This window comes from Mycobacterium sp. IDUB_37, assembly GCF_055419245.1.
Map to the genome: position 1 here is coordinate 15,551 of NZ_JBVAXG010000003.1, position 18,895 is coordinate 34,445.

19 protein-coding genes are annotated in these 18,895 nt (G+C 65.1%); 6 read left to right on the forward strand and 13 right to left on the reverse strand.

Annotated elements, in window-relative coordinates; all coding sequences use genetic code 11:
• Nucleotides 1-13: 13 nt before the first annotated feature.
• From ACZY1I_RS10865 to ACZY1I_RS10890, 6 genes are all read right to left on the reverse strand, one after another.
• Nucleotides 14-1,471: a neutral zinc metallopeptidase gene (locus ACZY1I_RS10865; protein ID WP_463754407.1), complete on the reverse strand. Its 1,458-nt coding sequence runs from the start codon at nt 1,469-1,471 to the stop codon at nt 14-16.
• 95 nt (nt 1,472-1,566) lie between these two features.
• Complete coding sequence (locus tag ACZY1I_RS10870; protein ID WP_463754408.1) at nt 1,567-1,932, reverse strand: DUF4190 domain-containing protein; 366 nt, start codon at nt 1,930-1,932, stop codon at nt 1,567-1,569.
• Nucleotides 1,933-2,031: 99 nt separating this feature from the next.
• Nucleotides 2,032-3,498 (reverse strand): M28 family peptidase, encoded by a 1,467-nt coding sequence (locus tag ACZY1I_RS10875; RefSeq protein ID WP_463754409.1) that lies wholly within the window; start codon nt 3,496-3,498, stop codon nt 2,032-2,034.
• Nucleotides 3,495-4,931: a M28 family metallopeptidase gene (locus tag ACZY1I_RS10880; protein WP_463755078.1), complete on the reverse strand. Its 1,437-nt coding sequence runs from the start codon at nt 4,929-4,931 to the stop codon at nt 3,495-3,497. Before ACZY1I_RS10880 ends, ACZY1I_RS10875 begins: the two co-directional genes overlap by 4 nt.
• A gap of 214 nt (nt 4,932-5,145) precedes the next feature.
• Complete coding sequence (locus ACZY1I_RS10885; protein ID WP_463754410.1) at nt 5,146-5,577, reverse strand: DUF2752 domain-containing protein; 432 nt, start codon at nt 5,575-5,577, stop codon at nt 5,146-5,148.
• Nucleotides 5,578-5,582: 5 nt separating this feature from the next.
• Complete coding sequence (locus ACZY1I_RS10890; RefSeq protein WP_463754411.1) at nt 5,583-5,921, reverse strand: CD225/dispanin family protein; 339 nt, start codon at nt 5,919-5,921, stop codon at nt 5,583-5,585.
• Nucleotides 5,922-6,324: 403 nt separating this feature from the next.
• Between ACZY1I_RS10890 and ACZY1I_RS10895 the strand changes: the two genes are divergently transcribed.
• Both ACZY1I_RS10895 and ACZY1I_RS10900 read left to right on the forward strand, forming a co-directional pair.
• Nucleotides 6,325-6,831, forward strand: a complete 507-nt coding sequence (locus ACZY1I_RS10895) for a serine/threonine protein kinase (protein ID WP_463754412.1) — start codon at nt 6,325-6,327, stop codon at nt 6,829-6,831.
• A gap of 136 nt (nt 6,832-6,967) precedes the next feature.
• Nucleotides 6,968-7,486, forward strand: coding sequence for a serine/threonine protein kinase (locus tag ACZY1I_RS10900; RefSeq protein ID WP_463754413.1), 519 nt, complete (start codon nt 6,968-6,970; stop codon nt 7,484-7,486).
• A 5-nt stretch (nt 7,487-7,491) separates the two neighbouring features.
• Here the strand turns inward: ACZY1I_RS10900 and ACZY1I_RS10905 are convergent, their stop codons facing one another.
• Genes ACZY1I_RS10905 through thiO form a run of 4 tightly spaced genes read right to left on the reverse strand, consistent with a single transcriptional unit; the run spans nt 7,492 to nt 10,337 of the window.
• Complete coding sequence (locus ACZY1I_RS10905) at nt 7,492-8,271, reverse strand: SGNH/GDSL hydrolase family protein (protein WP_463754414.1); 780 nt, start codon at nt 8,269-8,271, stop codon at nt 7,492-7,494.
• Nucleotides 8,268-9,056, reverse strand: coding sequence for a thiazole synthase (thiG, locus tag ACZY1I_RS10910; protein ID WP_463755079.1), 789 nt, complete (start codon nt 9,054-9,056; stop codon nt 8,268-8,270). The genes ACZY1I_RS10905 and thiG overlap by 4 nt, the downstream gene beginning before the upstream one ends.
• 43 nt (nt 9,057-9,099) lie before the next feature.
• Nucleotides 9,100-9,324, reverse strand: a complete 225-nt coding sequence (gene thiS / locus ACZY1I_RS10915; protein WP_463754415.1) for a sulfur carrier protein ThiS — start codon at nt 9,322-9,324, stop codon at nt 9,100-9,102.
• A complete protein-coding gene (thiO, locus tag ACZY1I_RS10920) occupies nt 9,321-10,337 on the reverse strand; it encodes a glycine oxidase ThiO (RefSeq protein WP_463754416.1) in 1,017 nt (338 codons plus the stop codon). Before thiO ends, thiS begins: the two co-directional genes overlap by 4 nt.
• 149 nt (nt 10,338-10,486) lie before the next feature.
• Here thiO and thiE point away from each other — a divergent pair, with 149 nt between their 5' ends.
• Nucleotides 10,487-11,164, forward strand: a complete 678-nt coding sequence (thiE, locus tag ACZY1I_RS10925) for a thiamine phosphate synthase (protein WP_463754417.1) — start codon at nt 10,487-10,489, stop codon at nt 11,162-11,164.
• Here thiE and ACZY1I_RS10930 read toward each other — a convergent pair.
• A complete protein-coding gene (locus ACZY1I_RS10930; RefSeq protein WP_463754418.1) occupies nt 11,136-11,750 on the reverse strand; it encodes an NUDIX hydrolase in 615 nt (204 codons plus the stop codon). The genes thiE and ACZY1I_RS10930 overlap by 29 nt on opposite strands.
• A 113-nt stretch (nt 11,751-11,863) precedes the next feature.
• On the opposite strand from ACZY1I_RS10930, the gene glnX reads away from it, so the two are divergent.
• From glnX to ACZY1I_RS10945, 3 genes are read left to right on the forward strand one after another with little or no spacing between them, the layout of a single operon-like run.
• Nucleotides 11,864-13,183, forward strand: coding sequence for a protein kinase G-activating protein GlnX (gene glnX, locus ACZY1I_RS10935; protein WP_463754419.1), 1,320 nt, complete (start codon nt 11,864-11,866; stop codon nt 13,181-13,183).
• Complete coding sequence (locus ACZY1I_RS10940; RefSeq protein ID WP_463755080.1) at nt 13,183-14,160, forward strand: glutamate ABC transporter substrate-binding protein; 978 nt, start codon at nt 13,183-13,185, stop codon at nt 14,158-14,160. The genes glnX and ACZY1I_RS10940 overlap by 1 nt, the downstream gene beginning before the upstream one ends.
• A complete protein-coding gene (locus tag ACZY1I_RS10945; protein WP_463754420.1) occupies nt 14,160-16,442 on the forward strand; it encodes a serine/threonine-protein kinase PknG in 2,283 nt (760 codons plus the stop codon). Before ACZY1I_RS10940 ends, ACZY1I_RS10945 begins: the two co-directional genes overlap by 1 nt.
• 7 nt (nt 16,443-16,449) lie before the next feature.
• On the opposite strand, the gene ACZY1I_RS10950 is transcribed toward ACZY1I_RS10945, so the two are convergent.
• Nucleotides 16,450-16,773: a hypothetical protein gene (locus tag ACZY1I_RS10950; RefSeq protein WP_463754421.1), complete on the reverse strand. Its 324-nt coding sequence runs from the start codon at nt 16,771-16,773 to the stop codon at nt 16,450-16,452.
• Between the two features lie 108 nt (nt 16,774-16,881).
• A complete protein-coding gene (locus ACZY1I_RS10955) occupies nt 16,882-18,612 on the reverse strand; it encodes a PPE domain-containing protein (RefSeq protein ID WP_463754423.1) in 1,731 nt (576 codons plus the stop codon).
• Nucleotides 18,613-18,895 lie beyond the last annotated feature (283 nt).

Consider the following 18,895-nt stretch of genomic DNA (forward strand, 5'->3'; position numbering starts at 1 on the left):
GGGTACCGCTCCCCTACCCCGGGTAGCGCGAGAAGCAGCCGTCCATCTCGCCGCCACCAACGCCCGCGCGGAACGCGGCGATTCGGGTGAAGCCGGCGGGCACGCTGACACCGTCGGCGTCGCTGGCCACCATGTGGTTGGTGAGCAGCCCGGAAACGGCCTCGTCGAGGTCGCCGGCAGTCAGCACGAGCGAGTTTCCGGACGGCAGCTCGATGTTCTCGGCCATCTTGCGGTGCGCAAAACCGGTGAGGCATGCCGTGCGGAGCGCTGTCCACGGGCTTTGCATCGCCAGCTTTCGCTCATGCTGCACCGCCAGCGCGTACCTCGACATCACGACCGACAGCGCGGTGTCATCGCCCTGCGGCAGGCTGTGCTGCTTGGAGCCGGCGACCTTGCCCATGGTCGCCAAGGCCGGCAGGTCAACCGCGATGGTGTTGGTGGCTGGGCAGTAGGAGGCCGGCGGGCTCGGCTTGGCGTCGGAGCAACCACCGGTCTTCATGGACAAGGTAGGCGGATTCTTGGGCGAGAAAATCTTGCCCATCAATTCCATCAGCGTCTTCAGGGTGTCCTCGGTGATCTCGACCTCGCCCGTTTCCCCGGTATCCGTCCGCAGGGTTTTCGGCAGGTCGCCGCGACGTTGCTCGACCTCGGCCTGGTTGATCCCCGCACATGCCTGGGTGCCGGTGATGAAGCCCATCTGGAAAGCGCTGACCCGGTCCAGAGCCGATCCGTGCTCGTCGTCGTTCTGGTCGTCAGACTCCATCACCGGGTCACGGGTGGTGATGATCCCGGCGAGCACATGGTCGAGGCCGTCGGCAGTGCTGATCGTGAAGCGCGGCGACTTTCCGGCCGCCACGTAGTACATGTAGACACCGGCAAAGCAGTCGGCTTGCTGCTCACGGACGATGGTGGGGTCCTTGCGTGTCACCAGCTTGGCCATCGTCTGCAGCGCGTGCCCGAATTCGTGTGCCAGCACACCGTTTACCGACATGTCGCCGAAGTACTTCTGCGCGACCGGCATGAAAACCCCACGGTCCCAGGCGATCATGTTGCAGCGTGATGTGAAGAAGGCGTTGACCAATTCGTAGGTCTCGCTGTGGCAGACGATCGGACTGTTCGGGTCGTTCGAGTCGTAGGACACCAGCTTGTCGACGGCCTTGAACGAGCCCTGTAGGGGCGCGCCGTAGTTCGCCTTCCAGTACTCCTCGATGTCGTTGATCGACAACAACGACAGCTTGTCGATCGGACCGTTATTGGTGTTGAGCACCGTCCCCGTGGGAGCGGGTCCGTTCGGCCGGGCGCCACTCGGCCCGTCAGTCGCCGGCAGGCCACCTACGCGGAACGGATCGTTGAGAATCGACACCGCGCGGCCCGGGACCGTGGTGGCACAACCCGCCACCACCAGTACTGCCCCCAAACAAGCCGTGACAGCCCGCAAAGACGCATTAACCCTGCGCGAGCGCAGCTTCATTTAACCAACCCCATCCCGACCGACCTGCTCTCAAGGAACCACCAGTTTAGATGGCGCGGTTGGGCTCAATACGCAAACGCGCAGTGCTACCAGCTTCAACGATTCACGAGCACCGCAGCGGCCGAATGATCCCCATTCGAGGCCGCGAGCATGATCGCAAAGACCAGGTAGACGGCGAAGAGCGCAATCGAAAGACCGCCGATGATTATTCCGGCGAGTGCGAGACCACGGCCACCCTGCCCAGATTGTTTGATCTGGTTCAAAGCAATGAAGCCGAGGACCACAGCCACGATGGGCCCGATACCGCAGATCAATCCGAGGAGCGAGCTGACCAGTGACGCGATCGCCAAGCCGTTGGTGCCGACGTTTTGCGGTGGCGGATAACCGTAAGGGCTGGGCGGCGGATACCCAGGACCGTATCCCTGCGGTTGTGGCGGTGGATAGGGCGGTTGGTCTGTCACGAGACCTCCTTGGAAAATTCGCAACCCACCTGCTGCAATGATCAGCCGATCAGGCGCCCACACTCTACGTCGGGGGCTCGCGTCGTGACCAGCACCGATTTAAGACACCCGGGTGCGGTGGCGCTTGTCATGCGGCGTCACGCCATTGACGCCGCCGATCGACACGGCATAGGTGCCCACCGCGAACGCCACCCCAGATCCCATGACCGCCAGTGCGTCCCGATTGATGGCGTCGACGGTATCGCGCGGACTCTGGTAGTTCGGATCGAGCGGAACCCCGGGCTGACCGCCCCAGAGCTTGGCCTGCGCGGCGGTTTTCGCCTGCGACGCACCGGTATTCATGCCTCCGACCGGTATGCCCGCAACCAGGAACGGGTGATAGTCGGTCCTGGTGTTCAGCGGTTCGTCGGCCGGTCGCTTGCCGGCGAGGTTCAGGTAGCCGGCCAGCGTGCGCTTGATGCCCGCCGAACCTTCCGGCACCTCCGCCGACGGCTCAGCCGGTCCGGTGGGTCCCGACTCGTCGCCGTCGTCGGTGAAGAAACCCGGGTTCGGTGATCCGAGCATGTCGAAGTTCAGATACAGCGCGATGTTGTTGAGTTGTTCGTTGTCCAGCCCGAATACGTAGTCCATGGAGCCGTTGAGACCGTTCTCTTCTGCTCCCCAGAATGCGAACCGTACCGCATTGGCCACCGTCGGCAACGGACCCAGTTGCAGCGCGGTTTCCAGCACCGCGGCCACCCCGGACCCGGCATTGTTGATACCCGGACTACCCGCCGGGCTATCCAGGTGGGTACCGACCATCACCACGTTGTCGGCCGCCCCGGTCTTGGTCTGTGCCAGCACGTTTCGCGATGTGATCTTGATGTTCTCGGCGTCGAGAACCAGGCGCACCGGCGCGGTGGAACCACCCAGCGCGGCGGCTCCGTTGGCACCGACCACCGCGACCGGCACCGTTAACTGGTTGTAGTAACCGGGGCTCAGCAAGGTCGGCGGCGTCTGACCGGCGGGCCGACCGAGCACCATCAGCGCCGCCGCTCCCTTGGCGACCGCGCTGTTCTGCTTGTCGACCACCGAGCACCGACTGTCGTCCACCACGGCGATCGCACCCTTGGGCAACGCGGCCGGGTAGTCACCCGCAGCACAGCCGGCCGGTTGCGTCGGCCGGACCACCGGCCCGGTCAGACCGCCTGGCGGCGTCCGGACCAGCAGCGAGGCCTGGTCGACGGGGAGGCTACGTCCGGCCACTGTCAGGTTCGGCTTTCCCTGCGACACGTTGCGCAACCTCTCGAACTGCGGCGTCGATACCTCAAACCCCTTGTTGCGCAATATCTTAGCCACATATTCCAGACTCGCATCGTAGCCCGGTGTGCCGGATGCCCGACTGCCTTTGTTGGCATTTGCGATCTGCTGCAGCGCCCGCAGATGGGTGAACATCCCGTCGGCGGTCACCTTCGCGGACAGCGAGCGGGCCGGGTCAGGGGCCGCCGCCCGCTGCACCGACGAAGGCGTCGTCGAACACGCCGCGAGCAAGAGGGTCAGGAGGAGGGCAGCGAGCCGACCAATCATGGCTTGGAGAGCACGTGCCGGGTGCGGTCTCCCATGATTGGAACGCCATTGTGGCCGCTGAGGTCCTGTGCGTACAAGGCGACCGCGTACGCGACGCCGCCACCCTGAATGCCCATTGAGGTCCGGTCGATGTGCTCGAGGTTGTCACCCTTTTGGTGATAGTTCGGGTCGAACGGCTCGTTGGCCTGGCCACCCCACAGCTTGGCCTGTTCGTCGGACTTCTTGACCTCCGCGCCGGAGAACAACCCGCCGGACGGAACGCCCGCCAGGGTGAATCCGTCGTAGTCGGAGCGACCGTCGAACGAGGTGTCCTGCGCGGTCTTGCCGGCCGCCTTCAGATACTCGACCAGAGTGCGCTCGATCCCGGCCGAGCCTTCGGGTACCACCGGCTGACCACGGTCATTCAACGGCAGCGACTGGTCGCCGTCATAGGTGAAGTAGCCGGGGTTCGGCGACGCCAGCATGTCGAAGTTCAGATACAGCGCAATGTTCTTGAGGCTGTCCAGGTCAAGCGACTCCACGTAGTTGCGCGAGCCGATCAGGCCGAGTTCCTCGGCGCCCCAGAAGCCGAACCGTACCGCGTTGTGCACCTGTGGCGAATTCCCAAGTTGCACAGCGGTTTCCAGAATTGCAGCCACACCGGAACCGTTGTCGTTGATACCCGGCCCCTCCGGCACGCTGTCCAGGTGCGCTCCGGCCATCACCACGTCGGTTTGGGATCCGGTTTTGGTTTGCGCGATGATGTTGCGGGCCTTGAAACTCTGCGTTTCGGCGTTGAGCTTGATGGTCACCGGCCCGGACTTCGAGCGCAGCTGGAAGCCGACGGACTTGGTGACACTGACCACCGGAATCTTCACTTCGGTGTTTGCTCCGAGGGTGCCGCCCATGGACTGCTCGTCGACGTTGTCGACGACGATCAGAGCCACCGCACCGCGCTGGGCCGCGGCATCTTCCTTCTGCGCGAACTGGCAGTTGCCACGGTCCACCACCACTACCGCACCCTTTACCGGCAGCTTGTCGTAATCGGCGGGGGCACAACCCGGACTGTCACCGGTGGGCGTGAACAACAGCGGCCCTGTCACTCCTTCGGCCGGCGTCGCGAGGCTGTACTCCAGCGCGCGGGCATCCGCGGTCAGGTCGCCTGCGACCAAGGACCCCTTCTCGGAGTGGAACACCCGTGCCGAGAACTCGGGAGTCTGCACGTCAAAACCGGCCTTACGCAAGGTTTCGACGACATAGTCGACACTGGCTTCATAGCCGGGCGTGCCGACCGCCCGGGTGCCGTTGTTGGCGTTGGCGATGTCCTGCAGCTTCGACAGGTGCGCCATCATCGCGTCGGTGGTGACCTTGTTGCGGATCGTGCCGGCGAAATCGGCGGCGGCCGGGTTGCTGCCGGCGGACTTCGAATCCCCCGACCCATGGCCACAACTCATTACCAGGAGCGTGAGGATCGCGACCAGCGCCGCCCACGTGGTCCTTGACGTTCTCAATTTTTTGACCATTGCGCCCAGATTAGACCAGTTCAGTTCGGGTTCATTTACCGACGCGAAAGCCGCACCCGCACTGGGCGGATGCGGCTTCCGCACTACCGTCGCGATCGCCGGCGCGGGTTGGGCCGCGTGCAGCGGGTCGCGATCATGGGTTCAGTCAGACGAACAGCGCGCTAAATGGCGCAAATGGCAAGTTGCGCACCACGAACCAGAACAACACCAGCGACAGTGTCACCATGGATGCCCAGCGATTGTGCTGCCAACTCCCGAACCTTCGCCCCACCACCCGGCCATACGTCCAGGCCAGGTAGGCCCACACCAGCAGCACCAGCGCCACCAGGCCAAGCGCGTTGAACCTGGCGGCCGCCAGCACGTTGCCATGCATCAGGCTGTACAGCATGCGCAGGCTGCCACACCCTGGGCAGTCGATACCCAGTAGAGCCTTGGTGGGGCAGGTCGGCAGCGGGCCGTTCGGGGTCGTCGGGTCGCCCACCCAAATAGCGGCACACACCATGGTCGAAGCGGCCGCCACCAGCAGTGGCGAAACCAACCTCACACCAGGAGGTACCGACCCTTGGGGGGTCACCATCGGGATCAACCCAAGTTCAGGGCATCAAACGCGATCATCGCCGTGTTCACGTCGGTGTTCATCGCACCGATGGCGATCAGGATGCCGTAGATGACGCCCGCGATGACGCCGGCGATGGCGCCCCACGTCACGAACTTCTTCGCGCTGGCTGCGGCAGCCTGCGCCTCGGCGTACTGCCCCTGCGCCCACAAACCATTGACCTGGGTGGACTTGACGATCGCGACAATGCCGAAGGGGAGACAGCAGAACAACGTCACCAGAATGGACCACACCAGGTAGTTGTCGGGTGCTTGACCGGCCGGCGGCTGCTGCGGCGGGTACCCGGGCGGTGGTGGTTGTGTCATGAATTCTCCCGAATCAAATGAAGTTAGCTGGCGTGAAGCGAGGCTTACCATACCGGAGACCCGTCCGCGTGGCATCACCAATCTGGAATTCCTTTTCAGGGGTATCTCGGGGCCCGTGACAGCACCCGCGGACACCGGTCGGCGACCCACCCGCTGCACCGTCAAATCGATTGGCGCCGTTGGTAATTAAGGGACAATGCACCGCAACGAACAAGCCGCCCGGCAGCCTCGCTCGAAATCGGTGCCAAGACAGACAATTTCCGCCGGAATCTATCGCACAGACGGCCGCGCAGCGATGCGTGAAGTGGACCGCAAAAGCCCTGTTTTCCGGTGCGCTGTAGAAATACACTCCGGAAGTCAGCGAAGCCGCTAGGTCGGCCCAAAGACCTGAAGGAGCCAAGGGATGCCCCACCTCAACACCGCGCTCAGGGCCGCAACGGCTGCAGCTCTTCTGAGCAGCGTCGCCTACCTGGGTTCCGCCACCGCGAATGCCGACCCGAGCGACACGCTTACCGCTTCGCTGTCAAAGGGATACTCCACGAGCAACTGCACCACCACCAACGAGCCGCCCGCGGGTGTGGCGGCAGCGATTAACTGCGGGCAGAACGCGGACGCGACCGGCCCCGTCAAGGCCACCTACCTGCTGTACAACAACGGCGGCGACCTGGCCGGCGGATTCAAGGCCAGCATCAAGGACGAGAGCCTGACCCAGTGCGGTGACAGCGGCCAGTCGCCGACCACCTGGCACCAAGGCGCCGCCGGCGCAACCGCCGGACAGGTGGCTTGCGGGACTTATCAGGGCGCGGCCGAGGTCATTTGGACCACCGACGCCAAGAACGTACTCAGCTACATCCGGGGATCCACCACCGACGTGCAGGCGCTATACCAGTGGTGGCGGACCAACGGCTGACAGCTATCCGGAAGTGCTGCAGGCTTTTCGATTGACACTTGTAACAACTGTCCTGTAATTGACGATTAAGCATTGATACACACCTCCATATCGACGTCGTAAAACCACAGGTCCGACAACCAAAGGAAATGAAAACATGGGTCATCTCACCAACTCGCTGCGGTGCGCCGCAGCCGCTGCGCTCGTCGGCAGCTTCGCCTACCTGGGTGCTGCCACCGCGAACGCCGACCCCAATGACACGCTTAACGGCGCGCTGTCCAAGGGCTACTCCTCCAGCAACTGCTCCCCACAACCAGTTTCGGAGGTGAAGGACGCGTTCCCGACGGTACAAGCCGTACTCATGTGCGGGCAGAGCACCGACAGCCTCGGCCCGTCGGGCGGGAAGTATTTCCTGTTCCCGAGCAGCGCGGATGTGGGCAGCGCCTTCACCAAACTCATTACCAGCGACCAACTCACGAATTGCGGTGACGCCAAGTCGCCGACCACCTGGCACCAGGGCAGTTCCACTGACTCGGCCGGGCAGGTGGCTTGCGGAACGGATGAGGGCAAGGCTGAGGTCATCTGGACCACCGACGCCAAGAACATTCTTTCGTTCGTCCGTGCGTCAAACGGTGACACGGCTGCGCTGTACCAGTGGTGGCGGACCAACGGCTGACGCCTTCATAGTTGGGCTGTAACGAGTCCAATTATGAGTTCTGCGACGGCGCGCATCCCTGCGCCATTCGGGTGCAGGGGAGCGGGCCGGCCAGGCAGCGGCACAACGGATTTCGCGGGCGTTGTGGTCCACGGCTCGGTAGACCATGCGTGATGATCCCGGCTGGCCGCCGCGGCGGACACGACTTCACAGTCGGTCGCTGCGGCGGCCTTTGCCGTCAGTCCCTCCAAGGTCGCGGCTACATGGCGGCCCAACTCGGCGTGCTCGTCGGCGAGCGGCGGCGCGGGCCGGCCCACCGGTGGCAGCAGCGTCAGGTAGTCGACGAAGAAGACCCGGGCGCCCGGGGCACGCTCTCGCACCGTGCGACCCACCCGGCAGAGCGAATCGAACACCGCGGCCAGAGCTTGGTCGCGCGACTCGCGGTCCAACAGTTCATCGATGCGCCCACGCAGTAAAGGCATGTGCCGCAAGATCTTTGGCAATGCCGCGGCCGCCAGCAATGGAACGTAGCCGACGTCGTTTCCCCCGATCGTGACCGTCACCAGCGCCTCCGAGCCGTCCAGTGCATCGATCTGCGGCGCGGCGCCGTTCTGCCGATCGGTGAGCACGTGCGCGGTGGTCGCACCGGAATAGGTGACGTCGACCAGGTGCAGTCCGGCGCACTCGGCAACCAGGTGCGCATAGTTCCGGCCCGATCGCCCCGCCAGCCAGGGCGCGCCCGACGCACGAGGTCGGATCCCGGGGCCGGCCGCCATCGAACTACCCAGCGCTACATAGCGTTTCATTCTGCCGGACTAGACGCCTGCGCCCAAAAACGTTTCGGGATCCGACCGGCCCGCCGGGCCAGGTAGCCGGCGGTGACCCCGGCGGCCATTGCTGCCGCCATGGTCGCCGGATCGGCCGCGCGTGTCACCGCGGTGGCCAACAGCACAGCGTCGCAACCCAACTCCATCGCCAACGCCGCGTCACTGGCTGTCCCGATGCCCGCATCCAGCACTACCGGAATACCGGCGCGGGCGACGATCATCTCGATGTTGTGCGGGTTCATGATGCCCAGACCGGTACCGATCGGCGAACCCAGCGGCATCACCGCCGCGCAACCGATGTCCTCCAAGCGTCGGGCCAAGGCCGGGTCGTCGTTGGTGTAGGGCAGCACCACGAATCCGTCGTCAACCAATTGTTCTGCCGCCCTGACCAATTCGACCGCATCGGGCAGCAATGTGCGCTCGTCGGCGATCACCTCGAGCTTGACCCAGTTGGTGTCGAGCGCCTCGCGGGCCAGTTGAGCGGTCAGCACCGCCTCGGCGGCACCACGACAGCCCGCAGTGTTGGGTAGCGGCGTGATGCCGAGCCGATTGAGCAGGTCGAGCAGGCCTGTGCCGCCCTCTGCGTCGACGCGCCGCATCGCGACGGTGGTCAGTTCGGTGCCGGCTGCGACCAGCGCCTCCTGAAGCACCGACAGGTTGTTCGCTCCCCCGGTGCCCATGATGAGCCGAGAGGAGAAACTGCGGTCCGCGATCGTCAGCTTGGCTAGTGGTGGTTGCGAGGGCGCCGAAGGCGGGCGAAGCAGGCCACCACCATCGGACCTGGACTCAGCCGGCTTACCAACTGGCTCAGCCACCCTGCACCGCCGTCACCACCTCGAGCCGAACCGGCTCTTGAGATCCACTGTGTCTACCAAGCTCGGTAAGCCTCGTCGCCCAGTCCGATCTCCGCAATACCGAGGAGTCGACCGCCACAGCCACACCGCGGTCCGGAAAGCCCATCAGCTGCAGCAGGGATGCCACCGTGGTGCGCTCGTCGACCTCCATCTGCTGGTCGTTGACCACAACGATCATGAGTGAGCTCCTATATGCATTACGGCGCCGAGTTCGGACATGACCTGTTCGGCGGTCCACGGTGCCAGCAAGAATCCCGACCGGCCGTGACCGACGGCGACCAAGGTCCGCTCGTCCAGTCGTTGCACGATGGGCAGGTTATCCGGCGTCATCGGACGCAGGCCAGCGGCACACTCGGCAAGTTCGTATTCGCCCAGACCGGGCAGCACCGCACACGCGTCGTCAAGGAGGTCACGTACGCCGGACACCACCGGCGCGGTGTCGCGGCCGTGTTCGTACTGGGTAGCGCCAACTACCACGCCGTCCGCCCGCGGCACCAGGTACACCTGGCGTCCATGCACGCGTGCCCGAACAACTCTCTGCAGTAACGGCATACAGCCCTTTCGCCACCGCAACCGCAACACCTCGCCCTTCACCGGGCGCACCGGCAGGCCGGGCCACAGGGCGGGAGCATCGATGCCGTTGGCGATCACCACCGTGTCACCCTGGGCGGCCCGCAGGTCGGTCACCGGCGCGGCCCATTCGACACCGTGCCGCTCGCAGTCGCGGCTCAGCGCATCGAGGACGACGCGGTTGTCCACGGCCAGTTCGGTCGGCGCGCGGAACCCGTGCCGAATACCTTGCGCCAGTAGCGGTTCAACGTCGCGGGCGGACGATTCCCAGACGACCGGGTGCCCCTGTTCGGACAACCAGTCCGCAACGGTGTGCAGGTCGGCGACATCAGCGCGGTCGATCGCCACCACCAGCGACTCACGTGCGGTCACCACTGCGTCGCCGAGCCCGTCCAGGAAGCCGCCCTCGTGCCACAACCGCAGCGATTCCAGGCCCAGCCGCAGCAGCCGTTCCTCGCCCGGCCAGCCTTCGCTGTGCGGGGCCAGCATGCCGCCCGCGACCCAGGAGGCGCCCTGCTCCTCGGTGCGGTGCACCGTAACCGACCACCCGGCTTGGGCCGCCCGGCGTGCCACCGACAGCCCGATGACGCCGCCACCAATCACGGCGAGCGCGTTGGACATCCTTCGCTCCCTTCGCCGGCATGATCCGGATCAGGTGTGACGGTAAGGGCAAGTCCACGTACTGCTGGTTGTGCCCACTCTCAGCCCCGCTGGCTACCCGGGACTCCCGTGTCTCTTCAGGGTCCACGCTAGCGCGCTAACGTCGCGGTGTGCACCAGCCCCGTCTCACCGCCCTACTCGCCAAGGCTCGCCTGTACCTGTGTACCGACGCCCGCCGGGAGCGGGGGGACCTGGCCGAATTCGCGGATGCGGCCCTGGCCGGTGGCGTCGATATCATCCAACTACGCGACAAAGGTTCGGCCGGTGAGCGCCAATTCGGCCCGCTCGAGGCGCTCGACGAGCTGGCTGCCTGCGAGATCCTGCATGACGCGGCCCGCAGACACGGCGCGCTGTTCGCGGTCAACGATCGCGCCGACATCGCCCGCGCCGCCGGCGCCGACGTGCTGCACCTGGGTCAACGCGACCTGCCCGCGCACATCGCCCGCGGGATTCTGGGCGAGGACTCACTGCTCGGTCTTTCCAGCCACGCGCCCGGCGAAGCTGCCGCGGCGGCGGATTCGGAGTTCGACTATTTCTGCGTGGGGCCGTGCTGGCCCACCCCCACCAAGCCGGGGCGCGCCGCGCCGGGTCTGGATCTGGTGCGATTCGCTGCCGGGCTGGTCACCGACAAACCCTGGTTCGCGATCGGCGGCATCGACGCGCAGCGGCTGCCCGAGGTGCTGGACGCGGGCGCCCGCCGGGTCGTGGTGGTGCGCGCCATCACCGCCGCCGACGATCCCGAGGCCGCGGCGCGAGAACTCAGCTCGGCACTTGCAGCAGCGCGCTGATCGCGCGGCTGAGATGCGAGGGCACGTGGTCGGCGTCGCCCGGCATGCACCAGTAGAACTTCGCGTCATGTTCGACCGTTCGGGGCACGTTGCTGTGGTGCGGTGCCACTGTGACCGAGATGGCGCGCAGTTGTTGCCAGCTGGCCGCGAATCCCGGGTGCAGCGGCAGTTCGGCCACCTCGTCCTCAGCGACCCAACGCAATTCCGCGCTCTCCCGGTTGGGCACCGTCTCCAGCATCGACTCTGCATCGGCGATCACGGTGGTGTAGTGCCACTGCGTGCCGCCCCTTCCTGCGATCTCGGCGGTCACCACCGTCCCCCGCACCGTCAGCCGCTCGCCGTCCAGCCCCGCCTCCTCGTGCGCCTCGCGCTTTGCGGTCTTTTCAGCGCTTTCGTGGCTGTCCCGGGCCCCGCCGGGCAAGGCCCAGGTGCCGCCCTGATGACTCCAGACCGCTCGATGCTGCAGCAGCACCGCCGGGGTGCCGTCGGGTCGGGGAGCGCGCAGCAGCAGGCCGGCCGCGCCGTACCTACCCCAGTAATGGGCGCCGCGCTCGGATATCACCCAGCCGTCACCGTCACCCTGCACCAACTCAGGATATGCAGCGATTTGGACCCGCCTCCCCCCATCCGCCGCAAGATGCTCTTAGAATTCGCTTATACGGGTTCGTACGATGGCCGAAGGATGAGGTCTGAGCAAACGTGACGGTTGAGCTGGCGCACCCGTCGACAGAGCCGCAGGGATCGCGCTCGCCTGCCGAACCCGCGCATCCCCGCTGGTGGTTCGTATCCACCACGCCCGGTCGCATCCTGACCATCGGTCTCGTACTGGCGACTTTGGGCGTCGCGAGCGCGTTCGCCACCTCGACGACCATCAACCACCGGCAGCAAGTGCTGACCACGGTGCTCGACCACACCGAGCCACTGTCGTTCGCCGCAGGTCGGCTCTACACGGCGCTGTCAGTGGCCGACGCCGCCGCAGCCACCGCTTTCATCGCACAGACCGAACCGCGCGGGGTGCGACTGCGCTACGAACAGGCAATCACCGACGCCGCGGTTGCGGTGACCCGGTCGTCCAGCGGGTTGACCGACGAGAATCTGGTGCAACTGCTGGGACGGATCAACGCCGAACTAGCGGTCTATACCGGGCTGGTGGAGATCGCCCGCACCAACAATCGGGTCGGTAAACCGGTGGGTTCGTCGTATCTGTCGGAGGCGTCGGGGCTGATGCAGTCTCGGATCCTCCCGGACGCCCAACAGCTGTACCGGGCGACAACCGAACGCGTGGACAGCGAGACCACGGCATCTACACAGATTCCGGCACCGGTGATCCTGGTCGTCAGCTTCACCGTCGTCTTCGGCGCGCTCTCCCATCGCTGGCTGGCCCGGGCCACCAGGCGGCGGGTAAATCCAGGGCTGGTCGTCGGCGCGCTCGGTATCCTCGTCATGGTGGTCTGGGTCGGAACAGCACTGGTCATCTCCACTGCGGCGAGCCGGAGTGCCAAAGACACCGCGGCCGAGTCGCTCAAGACCGTGACCAACGTGGCCATCACCGCCCAGCAGGCCCGGGCCGACGAAACCCTGTCCTTGATCCGGCGCGGCGACGAAGAGGTCCGCAAGCAGTCCTTCTACCAGCGCATCGACGCGATGCAACACCAACTCGAGGCGTACATGGCCCGCCGTGACGCCGTCGACAAGCCGGACCTGCAGGGGGCCGAGCAGTTGCTGGTCCGCTGGAAACAGGCGAACGACCGGATCAACGCCTACATCTCGATCGGCAACTATCGGGCCGCCACCGAAGTCGCGATCGGCCCGGAAGACAACGGCTCGAGCCCGGCATTCGACAAGCTCGATGAGGCACTCACCAAAGCGATGGAGCAGAGCCGCAACCATTTGCGCAATGACGTGCTCAACGCAAAGCGTGGACTGGCCGGCGCGCAGGTGGGGGCGATCGTGCTGAGTCTCGGTGCAGCCATCGCAGTTGCGCTGGGCCTGTGGCCGCGGCTCAAGGAATACCGATGATGACCCGCCTGCCCCGGCTCCGGCAGGCCGCCGCGCTGACCGCCGTCGCCGTGTTGCTGGCCGGTTGCGGTCACTCCGAAGCACTCAAGGTCGAGGCGAGCCCAACCTTGCCTCTGCCGACCCCGGTCGGAATGCAGGAAATGCCGTTGGAGGCCCCGCTGCCGCCGGACAACACCAGCGAGGACTGCAACCCCACCGCCAGCCTGCGTCCGTTTCCCAACAAGGCCGAGGCCGACGCGGCGGTGGCCAACATCCGCACCCGCGGCCGGCTGATCATCGGCCTCGACATCGGCAGCAATCTGTTCAGCTTCCGCGACCCGATCAGCGGCGAGATCACCGGCTTCGATGTCGACATCGCCGGCGAGGTGGCCCGCGACATCTTCGGCAGCCCCAACCACGTCGAGTACCGGATCCTGTCTGCCGACGAACGCATCACCGCACTGCAGCGCTCGCAGGTCGACGCTGTGGTCAAGACCATGACCATTACCTGCGAGCGCCGCAAGCTGGTGAACTTCTCCACCGTCTACCTCGACGCCAACCAGCGCATCCTGGCCCCGCGTGACTCGCTGATCGCCAAGGTGGCCGACCTGTCCGGCAAGCGGGTCTGTGTGGCCAGGGGCACCACCTCCCTGCGCCGGGTGCGGGAGATCGCGCCTCCGGCCATCATCGTGTCGGTGGTGAACTGGGCCGACTGCCTGGTGGCAATGCAGCAGCGTCAGATCGATGCGGTCAGCACAGACGACTCGATCCTGGCGGGACTGGTGGGCGAGGATCCCTACCTGCACATCATCGGGCCGAACATGGCCAACCAGCCCTACGGTATCGGGATCAACCTGAACAACACCGGGCTGGTCCGGTTCGTCAACGGCACGCTCGAGCGCATCCGCGGCGATGGCACCTGGAACACGTTGTACCGCAAGTGGTTAACGGTTCTCGGGCCCGCGCCGATGCCACCCCAGCCGAGGTACGTGGACTGATGGGCACGGCTTCCGAAGGGGTTCAGCAGGAAGACCAGCGGGCGCACGACGATTCCCCCGGTACCCAGCCCGCCGACGCACAGACGGGTGCCACCGCGACCACGGGAAACCGGCCGCCGGCCACTCAGGCACTGTTCCGGCCCGACTTCGACGACGATGACGACGACGATTTCCTGCTGGGCAGCATAGATACCCAGCCACAGGACCGGATGACGGCCGCGACGCGCGCGCTGCCGCCGGTCCGCCAGCTGGTGGGTGGCCTGGTGGAGATTCCGCGGGTTCCCGACATCGACCCGCTCAAAGCCCTGATGAAGAACCCGGTCGTCCCGGAATCCAAGCGGTTCTGCTGGAACTGCGGGCGCCCCGTCGGCCGGTCCGGATCGGAGGGCAAGGGCTCGTCCGAGGGCTGGTGCCCGTATTGCGGAAGCCCGTATTCGTTTCTGCCGCAACTGAATAAGGGCGACACCATCGCCGGGCAGTACGAGGTCAAGGGCTGCATCGCGCACGGCGGACTGGGCTGGGTGTACCTGGCCGTCGACCATAACGTCAACGACCGCCCGGTGGTGCTCAAAGGCCTGGTGCATTCCGGAGACGCTGAGGCGCAGGCGATCGCGATGGCCGAACGGCAGTTCCTGGCCGAGGTCGTGCACCCGTCCATCGTGCAGATCTTCAACTTCGTCGAGCACAGCGACAAGCACGGCGACCCGGTCGGCTACATCGTGATGGAGTACATCGGCGGGCAGTCGCTCAAGCGTGGCAAGGGCGAGAAGTTGCGGGTCGCCGAGGCGATCGCCTACCTGCTGGAAATCCTTCCGGCGCTGAGCTATCTGCACTCCATCGGCCTGGTCTACAACGACCTGAAGCCGGAAAACATCATGCTCACCGAGGAACAGCTCAAGCTGATCGACCTGGGTGCGGTGTCGCGGATCAACTCGTTCGGCTACCTCTACGGCACTCCCGGTTTCCAGGCACCCGAGATCGTGCGGACCGGGCCGACCATTGCCACCGACATCTACACGGTGGGACGGACGCTCGCCGCACTGACACTGAGCTTGCGCACCCGCAACGGCCGCTACGTCGACGGACTGCCCGACGACGAACCCGTGCTGGCCAAGTACGACTCGTTCGGCCGATTGCTGCGCCGCGCAATCGATCCCGATCCGAGGCGACGTTTCACCAGTGCCGAGGAGATGTCCGGGCAGTTGATGGGCGTGTTGCGCGAGGTGGTCGCGCAGGACACCGGGGTGGCCCGCTCCGGGCTGTCCACAATCTTCAGCCCCAGCCGCTCGACGTTCGGGGTGGACCTGCTGGTCGCGCACACGGATGTGTATCTGGACGGTCAGGTGCATTCGGAGAAGCTGACCGCCAAGGAGATCGTGACCGCGCTGTCGGTGCCGCTGGTGGATCCGGCCGACGTCGCCGCCCCGGTGCTGCAGGCGACGGTGCTTTCCCAACCGGTGCAGACCCTGGACTCGTTGCGGGCCGCGCGCCACGGCTCGCTGGACGCCGAGGGTCTGGACCTCACCGAGTCGGTGGAACTGCCGCTGATGGAAGTCCGGGCGCTGTTGGACCTCGGCGACGTCAGCAAGGCCACCCGCAAACTCGACGACCTCGCCGAACGGGTGGGCTGGCAGTGGCGCCTGGTTTGGTACAAGGCCGTCGCCGAATTACTCACCGGCGACTTCGATTCGGCCATCAAACATTTCACCGAAGTGCTGGACACCTTCCCGGGTGAACTTGCGCCCAAATTGGCGCTGGCGGCGACAGCCGAGCTGGCCGGCCATCCCGACGTGAACAAGTACTACAGGACGGTGTGGGGCACCAGCGACGGCGTCATCTCGGCTGCCTTCGGACTGGCCAGATCTCTTTCGGCCGAAGGCGACCGGAGCGGGGCGGTGCAGACCCTCGACGCGGTGCCGCCCACATCAAGGCATTTCACCACCGCCAGACTGACCAGCGCGGTGACATTGTTGTCCGGACGGTCGCAGAGCGAGATCACCGAGGAACAGATCCGCGACGCCGCACGCCGGGTGGAAGCGCTGCCGCCGACCGAGCCGCGTGTACTGCAGATCCGCGCGCTGGTACTCGGTGGCGCGATGGACTGGCTGCAGGACAACGAGGCCAGCACTAACCACATCCTGGGTTTCCCCTTCACCGACCACGGGCTGCGCCTGGGTGTCGAAGCGTCGCTGCGCAATCTCGCGCGAGTAGCTCCCACCCAGCGCCACCGTTACACCCTGGTGGACATGGCCAACAAAGTGCGGCCCGTCAGCACGTTCTGAATTGGGGCTACTCGGGCGGAGCAGCGCCGTTGCAGCCACCGGGCGGCGGTGGGCCCGGCAGAGGTTCGTCGCCACTGACGCAGTCGTAATAAAACTGGGGGCCCGCCATCCAGGTCTTCATCCACTGGTGCCAATACGACCCATCCGGGTACTTGTCACCGTCGCACACGGCCAAACTGCCGTAACCCCATCGGCCGCCCGGGCAATAGCCCTTTGTCATGTCCGGTTGGTGGGGGTCAGGCGGATCGGCGCTGGCCATAACGGTGGGAAAAATCAGCGCCGCCGTACACCCGAATATCGCAGCGCCATGGCGACCGAGCTTGAACTTCATTTCGACTCCTTTGAGGGCATGCACTGCTGCCGAGGCCGAAGCGGACGGGACCTCCAGAAGACAATCTCAAATTCGGGTCTGTCCGATCAAGAGCATCCTTTGTGATGTCTAGGTCAGACTTTTCAGCAGTGTGGTGATGCCGAATAGGCCGATGAAGCCGTTTCCTGAGTTGAACAAGCCGCTACCGAGTCCGCTGTACACACCGGCCGGGATATTCACGCCGTTGAGATTGTTCGCGACCGCCAGGCCGCTGTTGAAGAAGCCCGAAATCTGGCCGTTGGCGACTGAACCGCCGCTGGCCGTGTTGAAGAAGCCTGACCCATTGTTGTTGCCGTTTCCGGTGAAGACGTTGTTGAAGCCTGAAATTTCGTTGCCGATATTGTTGAAGCCCGATTTGAAGACACCGCTGACATCTGTCGTGGATCCGATTGTCGTGTTGTAGTTGCCCGAGTTGAAGAAGCCGGTATTCACCTTGCCCGAATTGCCGAAGAAGGTGTTGACGCTGCCCGAATTCTCAAAGCCCGTGTTGACCGCACCCGAGTTCCCGAAGCCGGTATTGAATCCGCCGGAGTTCCCGAAGCCGGTGTTACCTTCGGCGCCGCCATTTCCGAAGCCGAAGTTTCCTACGCCCGAGTTCCCGAAGCCAATGTTGTTCAAGCCGGCATTGCCGATGCCGAAGCTTTGGATCTTGCCGAAGTCGGCAGAGTTGGGGGCGTGGCCGCCGGAACTGAAGAGGCCAACGTTGCCGTCGCCGGAGTTGAAGAAACCGATGTTGTTGGTGCCCGAGTTGAACAGGCCGATGTTGCCGCTGCCGGAGTTCAGGCCGTTGAATACGAATTGGCCGTTCGCCGTGTTGTAGTACGCATTGCCGAGCCCGATCAAACCGTTCCCGGTGAGGCCGAAGCCGATGTTGTTGTTACCTCTGTTCCCCCAACCCTGATTTCCGCTGCCGGTGTTGCCCCAACCCTGGTTGTGGTTGCCGGTGTTGCCCCAGCCGACGTTGTGCCCGGGGTCGGAGCCAGTGCCGGCGTTTCCGAGGCCGATGTTTCCGTTGCCGCGATTCCCCAGACCGATGTTGCTGTTGCCCGTGTTGCCGCTGCCGAAGTTGCTGCTGCCGCGATTGCCGCCGCCGAAGTTGCCGGCGCCGAGGTTGCCGTTGCCGACGTTGCCGCCGTCGCCCACCGAGTAAATCGTGGGGTTGTTGTTGTTGCCGTTACCGACGTTGCCGCCGCCCCTGTTGCCGACACCGACGTTCGGGAGGGTGTTCGCAGCCGGCGCAGGCGCCGGAGTACCGAACAGCCCGCCGATGCCCGGCAGGCCTTGCAGCGTCTGCTGCCAGGACGACAACTGCGCTGCCGCTGCCGACGCGCCGCCGTGGTAGCTGAACATCGCTGAGACGTCGGCGGCCCAGAACTCCTCATAGAGGCCTTCGACGGCGGCGATGGCCGGCGCATTGAGGCCGAGGAAGTTGCTGCGGACCAAATTCACAAATACTTGGCGGTTGGCTGCGACTGCCGCCGGGTGCACCGTCGCCGCCTTCGCTGCTTCGAACACGGCAGCCACGGCACTGGCCTGGCTGGACGCAGTCAGGGCGCGCGCCGAGGCGGCCTGCAGGAACTCTGAGTACGGGGCCGCGGCCGCGGACATGGCCTCGGCGGCAGGTCCCTGCCAGGCCTGGCCGGCCAAGTCGGTAGTCACCGACGAAAATGAGGTCGCCGCCGAATTCAATTCCTCCGCAAGGCCTGACCAGGCCGCAGAGGCCTGAAGCAGTGGCGTCGAACCCGCCCCGAGATACATCCGCAAAGAGTTGATCTCTGGTGGAAGTACCGAAAAATTCACCGCGCCGACCTCCCTTGACCCAGGTGCCCGTCCCCCGAGTGCGTCTGAACGTGGAGAACCTTACGATGCCTCGACCTTTGAGATCTAGCGTTTGCCAATACCTCGACGCGAGCGTCAATTCGGCTGCCCCCTACGTCACGGGAAGCCCTTGGAACCTCGTTTCGAACACGCGGCATCAGGTAGCCAGGATCCCTGTGCGCGACGTATGACTAACGCGTGTGATTCCTTTGAGTATTCGTGGTACTGAGGCACAGTTTAGTTTGCTGATGGTGCGACGGGCGCA